The organism is Streptomyces sp. NPDC048389 (assembly GCF_040706335.1).
Classification (GTDB): domain Bacteria; phylum Actinomycetota; class Actinomycetes; order Streptomycetales; family Streptomycetaceae; genus Streptomyces.
Map to the genome: position 1 here is coordinate 1 of NZ_JBEZKP010000090.1, position 12,480 is coordinate 12,480.

The window sequence follows — 12,480 nt, forward strand, 5'->3', positions numbered from 1 at the left end:
CCCACGACCAGCCAGAACTACACCCTCCACACCACCGTCACGTTCTTCGAACACGGACTTGCGAACCGCTCAAGGACGTAAACGCAACGGTGTTGGTGAAGACAGAAGATCAGACGGTGGCCGCAGGTCACAGGATAGATCCTGCCCGCCGCTGGCAGGAAGCGTTCGAGGTCCTGATGGGCCGTATCGCGGGACGGTTTGGCCGGGTGGAACCCCGGCGCCGGGCCCGGGCGTTCGTGCTGGGGCTGTTGTCGGACCTGCCGCGCAAGAACTGCTGGACGCTCGCTGAACATGCCGGGGACGCGAACCCGTACGGTCTGCAGCACCTGCTGTCGAGGGCCAAGTGGGACCGGCGACCTGAAGAAGGGTATCCGCATGGTGGGCGTGCAGCGCCAGTACACCGGTACCGCCGGACGCATTGAGAACAGCCAGGTCGCCGTCTACCTCGCCTACTCCACCCCGCTCGGCCACGCGGCGATCGACCGGGAGCTGTATGTCCCGTGCTCCTGGACCGAGGACACCGCCCGCTGCCGGGCCGCCGGGATACCCGACACCGTCGGCTTCACGACGAAACCCGCCCTCGCCGCCCGCATGATCGGCCGCGCCCTGGACGCGGGTGTCCCCGCTTCCTGGGTGGCCGGCGACGAGGTCTACGGAGGCAACCCGCACCTGCGAGGCGAGCTGGAGAGACGAGAGATCGGCTACGTACTCGCCGTCGCCCGCGACCACCAGATCACCACCCGCGCGGGCAAGTTCCGCGCCGGCGCCCTGGTCAAGAAGCTGCCCAAGCGGGCCTGGCAGAAGCTCTCCGCCGGCGCTGGAGTCAAGGGCCACCGCTTCTACGACTGGGCCCTGGCCGACATCACCGATGACCGGCCCGGCCACCACCAGTTGCTCGTCCGCCGCAACCGGCGCACCGGCGAACTCGCTTTCTACCGCTGCTACTCAGCTATTACTCCAGTTGTAGATCGTGATCTTGCTGGTGAGTGTCACTGAGTGCGCTGGTTGGGGGCCCGGGGGTCTCGGCCGGCCGATGTGCGTGCGTGCCGAGGGGCCTGGGACGTCGAGCCGTTCTTGGCCCGTCGGGACCGCAGCAGTGGGCCTCGCGACCCAGGTGTCGGTGGCTGCCCGTACGGTCTGCGCATGAGTGATCAGTGGTGGGTCGGCGTGCGTCAGCGGGTCGAGGCGGCGGGTGCAGGGCCTTCCGGCAGCAAGGTGTTCGGGGCATTGGGGCACAGGTGGATCGTGGAGGACCCGCTTACCCAGGGCGAGCTTGCCGAACTCGAGGCTCAGGCGGGCGTGCGGCTGCCAGAGGAGTACCGGTCCTTCCTGCTCCACGTCGGCGCGGGCGGCGCGGGCCCCGCGTACGGCCTGTTCCCGGTTCGGCGCGTGCAGGGCCGCTGGCGTTGGGAAGGCGACGGCGCGGACCTGGCCGACCTGTCGAGGCTTGCCGAGCCGTTTCCCGACCAGGGCCCGGACCCGAAGCTGCTCGACGACCTTCTTGCCCAACGCCCCGTGGAAGAGGACTTCGATGACATCGAGGACTTCGACGATGCCGTCGAGGCGTGGGACGAGCGGTGGGAGGTCGTCATGTTTGCCCCGGAGCGCACCGCTGGCGCCATCGTGATCTCCCACCTGGGCTGCGCCCAGAGAGAATGGCTGCTTATCAGCGGCAGCCACCGCGGCACGATCTGGTCCGACTGCCGGGTGGACGACGTAGACCTCGCCCCTCTCCTCGACGACGACGGTACGCCGGTGACGTTCGCCCGCTGGTACACCGACTGGCTGGAGAAAGCCGAGCGCACGGCCCTGTCGGCACCGTAGGCCCGTCGGCCTGTGCTGTTGAGCGTTGCGGTGGTCAAACGGGCCAGGTAGGGGCCCCAGCCACGGTGGGGCCCGTGCGGAAACGGGTGCGGCCACCGTTGATCATCGTGAGTTGTGTGGACAAACGACGAGACGGTGGCCGCAGGTCACAGCATGGATCCCGCCCGATGGCGGGAAGCGTTCGAGGTGGCCATGGGCCGGATCGCGGGCCACCTCGCCCGGTACGAACCCCGCCTGCGGACCGCGCGGTTGGTACTGGGCCCGTTGCTCGGGGCACCCTCGTCACGATCTGATCTCGCCCGCTGCGGGGGTCTTGCGCTTTACGCCGTGTAAACGTTTCCATCTCCTCGTGTAAACGTTTCCATGGGTTCATCCGCCCATGGTGCGCAGGCTCATGGAAACCACAAGGAGGTGGTCCGGACATGGCCGGCATCAAGGACGTCGCCGCCGCGGCGGGCCTGTCCGTCGCCACGGTCTCGCGGGCGCTCAACAACCACCCGTCCGTCAGCCCCGACGCCAGGGCCCGCGTCCTCGCCGCCGTCGAAGCGCTCGGCTACCGGCCCAACGCGGTCGCCCGGTCGCTGCGCACGGACCAGACCCGCACCATCGGACTCGTCATCAGCGACGTCCTCAACCCGTACTTCACCGAGCTGGCCCGATTCGTCGAGGAAGAGGCCCGCACCCTCGGCTACAGCGTCATCATCGGCAATGCGAACGAGGAGCCCGACCTCCAGGACCACCACGTCCGCACGCTCCTCGAACGACGGATCGACGGCCTGCTCGTGTCACCCGCCGACGGCCGTTCCCCGCTGATGGTGGAAGCGGCGGGCGGCGGGACGCCCATGGTGTTCGTCGACCGCTGGATCCCCGGCGTCGACGTCCCCGTCGTCCGCGCCGACGGCCGGCAGGCGATCCGCGACCTCGTCGCCCATCTGCACGGCCTCGGCCACCGCAGGCTCGCCATCATCGCCGGCCCGGCGGCCGTCACCACCGGCCACGAACGTGTCGAGGCGTTCCGTTCGGCGCTGCGGGAGTACGGGCTGCCCCTGCCCGACGCGTACATCGGGCAGGGCGACTTCCAGGCCGCCAGCGGCCGCCGCGTCACCGAGGAGTTCCTCGCGCTCCCCGAACCGCCCGATGTCGTCTTCGCCGCCGACAACCTGATGGCCCTCGGTGCCCTCGACGCGCTGCGCGCCCGCGGACTGCGCGTCCCGCAGGACATCGCCCTCGCCGCGTTCGACGACATCCCGTGGTTCGTGCACACCGATCCGCCGGTCACGGCCATCGCGCAGCCGGTCGCCGACCTGGCCAGAGCCGCCGTACGGGCACTGGTCGACCTGATCGAGGGCAGGCCCCCGCAGTCGGTGACACTGCCCGCCCGCCTCGTCGTACGCCGCTCCTGCGGCGAGACGCCTTCCATCCCCTCCCGGCAGAGGAGCAACCTGTGAGCAGCCAGGACGAGTTGCTGCGCATCGAAGGGATCCGCAAGACCTTCCCCGGCGTGGTCGCCCTCGACTCGGTCGACTTCGACCTGCGCCGCGGCGAGGTGCACGTCCTCCTCGGTGAGAACGGAGCCGGCAAGAGCACCCTCATCAAGATGCTCTCCGGCGCCTACCGCCCCGACAGCGGGCGCATCCTCGCCGAGGGGCGCGAGGTCCGCATCCACGGCGCGCAGGACGCCGAACGCCTCGGCATCGCCACCATCTACCAGGAGTTCAACCTGGTGCCCGATCTGACGGTCGCCGAGAACATCTTCCTCGGCCGCCAGCCCCGGCGCTTCGGCCTGATCGACCGGAAGAAGATGGAGGCCGACGCGGCCGAACTGCTCGCGCGCGTCGGTGTGCAGGTCTCACCACGGGCACGCGTACGCGAACTCGGCATCGCCCGCCTCCAGATGGTGGAGATCGCCAAGGCCCTCAGCCTGGACGCCCGCGTCCTCATCATGGACGAGCCGACCGCCGTCCTGACCTCCGAGGAGGTCGACAAGCTCTTCACCATCGTGCGTCAGCTCCGCGAGGACGGCGTCGGCATCGTCTTCATCACCCACCACCTCGACGAGATCGCCGCCCTCGGCGACCGAGTCACCGTCCTGCGCGACGGCCGCTCCGTCGACCAGGTGCCCGCCACGACCCCCGAGGACGAGCTCGTACGGCTCATGGTCGGCCGCTCCATCGAGCAGCAGTACCCCAGAGAACGCCCCGAGACCGGTGAGCCGTTGCTCTCCGTGCGCGGACTGACCCGCGACGGCGTCTTCCACGACGTCAGCTTCGAAGTGCGGGCCGGAGAGGTCGTCGGCCTAGCCGGTCTCGTGGGCGCCGGTCGCACCGAGGTCGCCCGCGCCGTCTTCGGCGCCGACCCGTACGACACCGGCACGGTCAACGTCCTCGGCCGGACGCTGCCCACGCACGACGTCACCGCGGCGATGGGCGCCGGCCTCGGCCTCGTACCCGAGGACCGCAAGGGCCAGGGCCTGGTCCTCGACGCGTCCGTGCAGGAGAACCTGGGCCTGGTCACGCTGCGCTCCGCGACCCGCGCCGGGCTCGTGGACCTCAAGGGACAGCGCACCGCCGCCGCGCGGATCGCCGAACAACTCGGCATACGGATGGCGGGGCTCGGCCAGCACGTACGGACCCTGTCCGGCGGCAATCAGCAGAAGGTCGTCATCGGCAAGTGGCTGCTCGCCGACACGCGGGTGCTGATCCTGGACGAACCGACCCGCGGGATCGACGTCGGCGCCAAGGTCGAGATCTACCAGCTCGTCAACGAGCTGACCGCCTCCGGGCACGCCGTCCTGATGATCTCCAGCGACCTGCCGGAGGTCCTCGGCATGAGCGACCGCGTCCTGGTCATGGCCCAGGGCCGGATCGCCGGCGAACTCGACGCACAGGAAGCCACCCAGGACGCGGTCATGGCCCTCGCCGTCACCGCGAGCCCCGCGACGAACACCGCAGTGAACGAAGAGGAGGGCCCCCGTGGCCACTGACACGCATGTGAACGACACGGGCACGAGCGGCGCCCCGGCGGGTTCTGCCCTGCGCCGCATCCTCCTCGACAACGGCGCACTCACCGCGCTCGTCGTGCTGCTCGTCGCCATGTCGCTGCTCTCCGGCGACTTCCTGACCACCCAGAACCTGCTCAACGTCGGTGTACAGGCCGCCGTCACCGCGATCCTCGCCTTCGGTGTCACCTTCGTCATCGTCACCGCGGGTATCGACCTGTCCGTCGGTTCCGTCGCCGCGCTCAGTGCCACCGTCCTCGCCTGGACGGCGACGAGCGAAGGCGTGCCCGTGTGGCTCGCCGTGATCCTCGCCGTCGCGACGGGCATCGCCTGCGGACTCGTCAACGGTGCGCTCGTCTCGTACGGCAAACTCCCGCCGTTCATCGCGACGCTCGCCATGCTGTCGATCGGCCGGGGGCTGTCCCTCGTCATCTCGCAGGGCAGCCCCATCGCCTTCCCCGAGTCCGTCTCCTCGCTCGGTGACACCCTCGGCGGCTGGCTGCCCGTCCCCGTGCTCGTGATGATCGCGATGGGCCTGGTCACCGCCGTGATCCTGGGCCGCACTCACATCGGCCGCGCCATGTACGCCATCGGCGGCAACGAGGAGGCCGCCCGGCTGTCCGGCCTGCGCGTCAGGCGGCAGAAGATGGTCGTCTACGCACTGTCCGGCCTCTTCGCCGCCGTCGCCGGCATCGTCCTCGCCTCCCGGCTCGCCTCCGCGCAACCGCAGGCCGCGCAGGGCTACGAGCTCGACGCCATCGCCGCCGTCGTCATCGGCGGAGCCAGCCTCGCGGGCGGCGTGGGCAAGGCGTCCGGCACCCTGATCGGCGCGCTGATCCTCGCCGTCCTCCGCAACGGCCTCAACCTCCTTTCGGTGTCCGCCTTCTGGCAGCAGGTCGTCATCGGCGTCGTCATCGCCCTCGCCGTACTGCTGGACACGCTGCGCCGCCGCGCGGGGGCAGCCGGGGGCGGCGCGGCCGCGGCCGGGACCGGGGGCCCGGGAGCGAAGAAGAAGGGCGCGGCGAAGTTCGCCGTCGCCGCGGCGATCGTCGCGGCCGTGGTCGGCGCGGTCTCGCTCCTCAACCCCGGTTCGTCGTCCACCACCACCCGCATCGGCATGTCGCTGTCCACGCTGAACAACCCGTTCTTCGTGCAGATGAAGGACGGCGCGCAGGCGGAGGCGAAGGCCGCCGGTATCGAGCTCACCGTGACCGACGCGCAGAACGACGCCTCCCAGCAGGCCAACCAGCTCCAGAACTTCACCAGCTCCGGAATGAAATCCGTCATCGTCAACCCGGTCGACTCCGACGCGGTCGGACCGGCCGTACGCGGTGCCAACAAGGCCGACATCCCGGTCATCGCAGCCGACCGCGGCGTCAACAACGCCCAGACCGCGGCTCTGGTGGCGTCCGACAACGTCGCCGGCGGCAGGCTCGCCGCGAAGACGCTGGCCGAGAAGCTCGGCGGCAAGGGCCGGATCGTGATCCTGCAGGGTACGGCCGGCACCTCCGCCAGCCGCGAGCGCGGCGCGGGCTTCGCCGAGGGTCTTGAGGAGTACCCCGGCATCCAGGTCCTCGCCAAGCAGCCCGCGGACTTCGACCGGACCAAGGGCCTCGACGTGATGACGAACCTGCTGCAGGCCAACCGCGGCATCGACGGGGTCTTCGCGGAGAACGACGAGATGGCGCTCGGTGCGGTCAAGGCCCTGGGCAGCCGGGCCGGGAAGTCGGTGTACGTCGTCGGCTTCGACGGCACCCCCGACGGCCTGAAGGCCGTGGAGGCGGGCACGCTCTACGCGTCGATCGCCCAGCAGCCGGCCGAACTGGGGAGGATCGCCGTGCGCAACGCCGTCATGGCCGCGCAGGGCAAGAAGGTCGAGAGCACGGTGAAAGTGCCGGTCAAGGTGGTCACAGCAGAGAACGTCGCCGACTTCTCGTGACGTCCCAGGAAGGCGTATCCCGTATGTATGACATGGACGACATCGGTGACTACGACCTGCTGGTCGTCGGCTCCGCGAACGCCGACCTCGTCGTCGGCGTCGAACGCCGCCCCGCCGCGGGGGAGACCGTCCTCGGTACCGACCTGACCGTCCACCCCGGCGGCAAGGGCGCCAACCAGGCGGTGGCCGCCGCCCGCCTCGGCGCGCGCACCGCCCTGCTGGCCAGGGTCGGCGACGACGCCCACGGGCGGCTGCTGCTCGACTCGCAGCGGGCGGCCGGTGTCGACACCGGGGGCGTACGCGTCGGCGGGGCGCCCACGGGTGTCGCGCTGATCACCGTCGACCCGTCGGGCGACAACAGCATCGTCGTCTCGCCGGGCGCCAACGCGCGGCTCACGCCCGCCGACATCCGCGCGGCGGATGAGCTGCTGGGCCGGGCCCGAGTGGTCTCCCTCCAACTGGAGATCCCGCTCGACACGGTCGCGGAGGTGGCCCGCACACTGCCGCCCGGCGCCCGCCTCGTCCTCAACCCTTCCCCGCCGGCACCACTGCCCGCAGACGTGCTCGCCGTCTGCGACCCGCTGGTCGTCAACGAGCACGAGGCGTGCTTCATTCTCGGGGCGGAGGAGGCGGGGGCGACGCCCGAGGAATGGGCGCGCGCCCTGCTCGCCCTCGGCCCGCGCTCCGTCGTGATCACCCTCGGTGCCCAGGGCGCACTCGTCGCGGACGGCGAGGCCGGCGGTCTCGACCACGTGGCGAGCCCGAAGGTCGAAGCGGTCGACACCACCGGTGCCGGAGACGCCTTCACGGCAGCCCTCGCCTGGCGGCTCGGCCTCGGGGAATCCCTGTCCCAGGCCGCCGTCTACGCCGTCCGCGTGGGTGCGGCGGCGGTGACCCGCAAGGGCGCGCAGGAAGCCTTCCCGACGGCGGAGGAGGCCGGCTCCCTGTGAAGAAGTCCGGCATCCTCAACCGCCATCTCGCGGGCGCGCCGGCCGAGTTGGGGCACGGCGACGGCGTCCTCGTCTGCGACGCGGGCATGCCGATCCCGTCCGGCCCGCGCGTCGTGGACCTGGCCTTCCGCGCCGGTGTCCCGTCGTTCGCCGACGTGCTGGACGGCCTCCTCGACGAACTGGTCGTCGAGGGGGCGACGGCAGCGAGCGAGATCCGCGAGGCGAACACCCCGGCGGCCCGGTTGATGGAGGAGCGCCTGCCGGGCGTGGAGTTCATCCCGCACGAGGAACTGAAGGCCCTCGCCACGGCAGCCCACCTGGTGGTCCGGACGGGCGAGGCCCGGCCGTACGCGAACGCGCTGCTGCGCTGCGGGGTCTTCTTCTGACGGCAGCTCGCCGAGGCGCCGCCGCCCCCGATGGGGCAGCGGTGCCGGGCGCAGCTGCGACCCGGGCTGCTTGTGGCACGGCATCGGGCGGCGCGAAGAGCCGTGCCCGGCCCGGCCGGACCGCCTGACCCTCCAAGCCGGGAGCGCCATGGTCGCGTTCGCCGCTCACCGGGGCGACGCGCTTGCGCGCAACCGGTCCAGCTCGCCGCTGATCGCCTCGCGCAGAGGGTCGTGTCGCGGCCCCAGGGCGAACCGATCGTCGCTCCATCTGTCGCGCGGATGGAACCACACCGGCAGGTGCACCAGTTCGGCGGGCTCCCACGCGAATCGGGGCCATGCGTGCGCGTGCAGGAATCCGTCGGTATTGCCGAGGATCTCCAGATTGACGCGCCGGAAGGCGGCGTCCGTCGTGCGGCAGGCACGCTCGACCGCCTCTCCGAGACGGTCCATGTCGGCCAGGAACGAAAGCCGCTTGGGGCGCGGGAGGTCCGAGAGCCTTTCCGCCCCCGGATCGTCCGCCAGCAGCACGCAATAGCCCGGAAGGAACTGCACGTCCCCGATCACCGCGAAGGCGGCGTCCAAGCGCCGAAGCACCGTCGGGTTCTCACCCCGCAGAGCGCTCCCGATCCGGTCCGTCCGCCAGTCGTCCACCATGCCCGGAATCTACCGTGCCGCGATCATCGCCCTTCGGCCGCCGTCCCCGCAGCCGGTCCGGGCCGGCGAGCGCGTGCCGCGGTCCCGGGGCGGGCGTCCGGGGGCGCGAGGGATGCCGGTTCGGGTCGGCAGCGGGGTGCCGGATGCCGGATGCCGGAGACGGGGAGACGGGCGTCGGTGGCGAGTGGGGCCGTGCAGTGCGTGATGGCGCGGCGCGACCGGGTGCCACCGGCCGGTACCCGCGCGATGCGCGGGCACGTACGACCGCCTGCGGGAGTGAGCGGCTCCCGCCCTCCGACTGCCGGCGGGACAGCGCGGCCCCGGGCTCCCAAGGAGGCCGGACTCCTGGACGGTATGGCCCCCGGGCGGGCGGGCTGCCGGGCGGGCGGGCTCCCCGTTCCCGAGTTCCCGTGTTCCCGCGGTCGTTCCCGCGTTCGTACCCGCGCTCCCGGACGGTCAGGCGCTGTCGCCGGTCAGCCGGTTCGGGACCTGGGCGAGCAGCAGTCGGGCGTCCGCCCGCACGTTGCATTCGCTGATGGTGCGAGTGACCTGCCGGGTGATGAGACCGTCTCTGGACTGCAGACGTATCGTCACGGTCACTTCGCCCAATCCGGCCCGCGGACCGTCCTGTTCGGCGAGCTGCCGATAGAGCGTGTTCGGCCAGTGGTTCGGATCATCGTCCCGCCACAGGCGTGGGCCGTCGGTGCTGAAGCGGCAGTGCTGGCCACCGTGCGGCTCCTGAAGCAGCGAGTGGCTGACCGGCACGGTACTGAACAGGGGCCCGAGTCTGGACGGCAGGTTGTCGTCCTCGACCAGTCGGTGCTGCTGCCAGTGCCGCCCGCCGGGGACCGTCATCCGCAGCGCGGCAAGTACGTACGGGTGTCCGCCGGGCGCGGTGGCGGGGTACGTGTCCTGCCACCGCGGCCAGGCAGGCGTGCGGGGGTGCTCCGCGCATGGCGCCGGGTCCGCCGCTCCGCCCGGCAAGGACACCACCTGATCGTCGTCCACGGCAGGGATTGTCTCAGGTTCGGGTCGGTGTCGTCGTCCCAGCCGTGGTGATGCGATCGGCACGTTATTGGCGTCCGGCGGCCGTTCCGGCTCCCGTTCCGGTGGCGGGGCCCGGAGCCCGGCGGTGGGGGGACGCGCATCTCCCGGCACCGAAACCGTGAACCGCCACTGTGTCGGGATCATGGCAATCTGCTCACGCGTGTCGTAGCGATCGGCTCAGCACCGGCCCGGTCGAGGCCGTCCGTCGGAAACGGACGGTCATGAACGGATCTCTGCTCAGGGATCCCCCCGGGCCCCACGGGGTCTCCGCCGGCGCCGACACGGTCGCGCCGCCGGTCCGTACCCGGGACCGCCGCCTTCGGGTCCGCCGCCCCCGGCCGTGTGCGGACCGGTGTGGACCCGAAGCCCGTGCCGGTCCCGGTGTCCTCCCCGAACGGTGCTCACCATGCTCCGCGTTCTGATGACGGACGTGAGATGCGTTGACTTCTGACGCTACGTCAGTCACTGTCCGCTGTCATGGCGAAGAAGCGACGCGACGCACGTCTGCCCGGTCTGCCGGCACTGGCCTGTGCCCTCGCCCTGGCCGGTGCCTCGCTCAGCGCCGCCGGCGCACCGTCCGCCGCCGGCGCGCGTCCGTCCGCCGCGGACACGCCCCCGTCCGTCGGCGCCGTCACCGTCGCCGGTACGGCGTCTTCGGACCGCGCCGGGCGGCTGCCGCCCGGCTCACTCTGGTTCGACGAACAGGCCGCCGCCGACTTCACCGTCGAGGACGGCCGCTTCACCGACGGGCTCGGCCGCGAGGTCGTGCTGCGCGGCTACAACGTGTCCGGCGAGACGAAGCTCGCCGAGAACGACGGCCTGCCTTTCGCCTCCGTCGCCGACGCCGAGAAGTCCGCCTCCGCCATGCGTGCGCTCGGCGGCGCCAACACCGCCCGCTTCCTGCTCTCCTGGGCCTACGCGGAACCGGTACGCGGACAGGTCGACGAGCGGTACCTCGCCGCCGTCACCGGCCAGATGCGGGCGTTCCTGCGGGCCGGTATCCGCGTCTACCCGGACTTCCACCAGGACCTGTACTCCCGCCACCTCTTCCACGAGGACAGCTGGCCCACCGGCGACGGCGCGCCCCGGTGGGCCGTGGAAGCCGGAGGATATCCGCGTGAATCCTGCGGCATCTGCCTCTTCTGGGGCCAGAACATCACCCAGAACAAGGCCGTGACACAGGCGACGTACGACTTCTGGCACAACGCGGGCGGCGTCCAGGACGCCTTCCTCGCCACCGCGGGGACGACCATGGCGTACCTCGCCGAGCACCTCACTCCGGCGGAGTTCGACGGCGTCATCGGCTTCGACCCGTACAACGAACCGCACGCGGGGACCTACGACCCCGGCCAGAGCAGCCGCGCCTGGGAACGGGACCTGCTCTGGCCCTTCTACGAGAGGTTCCGCGCCCGCATGGACGCCGCCGGCTGGCGCGACAAGCCCGCGTTCGTCGAGCCGAACCTCTTCTGGAACGCCAACCTCGATTTCCAGCGGCAGGAAGGCGGCTTCCTCGACGCCGGCTCCGGCCTCGGCCCGCGCTACGTCTTCAACACCCACTTCTACGACCAGAAGGCGATCTCCGGCGTCTTCATGTGGGGCAAGGCGGAGAACGGCCAGTACACGGGCGACTTCTCCGCAGTCCGCGACCGCGCGGCAGGCGCGGGCACGGCGGGCATCGTCAGCGAGTTCGGCCACCCGCTGGCCGGAATGGTCGCCGACAAGGCACCGACGGTCATGAAGGCGATGTACCAGGCCCTCGACTCACGTCTCCCGGGTGGTACTTGGTGGTCGCGCCCGCAGGACTCCGGACCCGTTCTCTCCGGCACCCAATGGCAGTGGGACATCTACAACGGCCGCCACCGCGAGCTCATGAACGGCAACCCCGGCAAGATCCTCACGGAAGGCGACGCCTGGAACGACGAGGACCTGTCGGCCGTCCGCCTGGACGCGTCGGGCACCCCCGTACTGCGCCAGGACGACCGCCTCCTCGACCGTCTCTACCCCGGCGCCACCGCCGGCCGGCTGCTCGCCTTCACCTACGAGGACCGCTCCCGCGACGGCTCCACCACCCTCACCTGGAACCCGGTCCCGTCGTCCATGCCACGCCTGTCGGAGCTGGTCGGCCCGGGGCGCTACGGAGTCCTGCTGTGGCACTCGGACGGCTCCCCGGCCCCGACGGAGCTCCACCTCCCGGCATCGTTCGACCCGGCATCCACGACCGTCGTCTCCGACCTGGGCACCGTCCACGGCCTGCCGGCGTACGACGAGGGCGTACCGGTCGCCGCGTCCCCCGAACCCGGCGGCACGGGCAGCCGCCGCCTCCTGCTCACGGCCCCCGCCGGAGCGCATTATGCGCTGGTCACGGATGGCGCGGCGGTTCCGTCCGGCGACTTGCTGCGGGCGGCCCGGGCGGAGTTGGAAACGTGGGCGTCGAAGGCCGCAGAGGCCGCAGCGGCTCGGTGAGCCGTACCGCCAAGGCGTCCCCGCACTGCACGTCACACAGTCCAGTCCTGTGCAGTTGGCGTAGCCGGTTTCCGTCCTGTTGCGTCGGCCTTCGGCGCGGCCCTGGGTGCGGTGCCTGCCACCGCTGAGCGGTGTGCATCGTGAAGTTGCAGGTCACGGGTCTGGTGTGCGGGCGTCCTTCCGTGCTCGCGCTGGTCGGCGGGCGGTGTCCACGATGAA

Annotated in this window: 9 protein-coding genes and 1 pseudogene; 8 read left to right on the plus strand and 2 right to left on the minus strand. The window is 71.2% G+C overall.

The features are described from left to right. Positions 1-176 precede the first annotated feature (176 nt). The 7 genes and pseudogenes from AB0903_RS33125 to rbsD form a co-directional block, all read left to right on the plus strand. A pseudogene (locus AB0903_RS33125) lies at positions 177-963 on the plus strand (IS701 family transposase); the annotation flags it as partial. 180 nt (positions 964-1,143) lie between these two features. After that, positions 1,144-1,824, plus strand: coding sequence for an SMI1/KNR4 family protein (locus AB0903_RS33130; RefSeq protein WP_366708456.1), 681 nt, complete (start codon positions 1,144-1,146; stop codon positions 1,822-1,824). Between the two features lie 422 nt (positions 1,825-2,246). Continuing rightward, positions 2,247-3,272 (plus strand): LacI family DNA-binding transcriptional regulator, encoded by a 1,026-nt coding sequence (locus AB0903_RS33135; protein ID WP_366708457.1) that lies wholly within the window; start codon positions 2,247-2,249, stop codon positions 3,270-3,272. Next, positions 3,269-4,807 (plus strand): sugar ABC transporter ATP-binding protein, encoded by a 1,539-nt coding sequence (locus tag AB0903_RS33140; RefSeq protein ID WP_366708458.1) that lies wholly within the window; start codon positions 3,269-3,271, stop codon positions 4,805-4,807. Before AB0903_RS33135 ends, AB0903_RS33140 begins: the two co-directional genes overlap by 4 nt. After that, positions 4,797-6,761 (plus strand): substrate-binding domain-containing protein, encoded by a 1,965-nt coding sequence (locus AB0903_RS33145; protein ID WP_366708459.1) that lies wholly within the window; start codon positions 4,797-4,799, stop codon positions 6,759-6,761. Before AB0903_RS33140 ends, AB0903_RS33145 begins: the two co-directional genes overlap by 11 nt. Before the next feature lie 23 nt (positions 6,762-6,784). Continuing rightward, the gene (locus AB0903_RS33150; RefSeq protein ID WP_366708460.1) at positions 6,785-7,711 is read left to right on the plus strand and encodes a ribokinase; all 927 of its coding nucleotides are present in this window, start codon (positions 6,785-6,787) and stop codon (positions 7,709-7,711) included. Further along, the gene (gene rbsD / locus AB0903_RS33155) at positions 7,708-8,097 is read left to right on the plus strand and encodes a D-ribose pyranase (protein ID WP_366708461.1); all 390 of its coding nucleotides are present in this window, start codon (positions 7,708-7,710) and stop codon (positions 8,095-8,097) included. Before AB0903_RS33150 ends, rbsD begins: the two co-directional genes overlap by 4 nt. Positions 8,098-8,262: 165 nt before the next feature. Here the strand turns inward: rbsD and AB0903_RS33160 are convergent, their stop codons facing one another. Next, the gene (locus AB0903_RS33160) at positions 8,263-8,751 is read right to left on the minus strand and encodes a diadenosine tetraphosphate hydrolase (protein WP_366708462.1); all 489 of its coding nucleotides are present in this window, start codon (positions 8,749-8,751) and stop codon (positions 8,263-8,265) included. A 456-nt stretch (positions 8,752-9,207) separates the two neighbouring features. Further along, on the minus strand, positions 9,208-9,759 hold the full coding sequence (locus AB0903_RS33165; RefSeq protein ID WP_366708463.1) for a hypothetical protein: 552 nt from the start codon (positions 9,757-9,759) through the stop codon (positions 9,208-9,210). A gap of 516 nt (positions 9,760-10,275) precedes the next feature. Between AB0903_RS33165 and AB0903_RS33170 the strand changes: the two genes are divergently transcribed. After that, positions 10,276-12,261, plus strand: coding sequence for a cellulase family glycosylhydrolase (locus AB0903_RS33170; protein ID WP_366708464.1), 1,986 nt, complete (start codon positions 10,276-10,278; stop codon positions 12,259-12,261). Positions 12,262-12,480 lie beyond the last annotated feature (219 nt).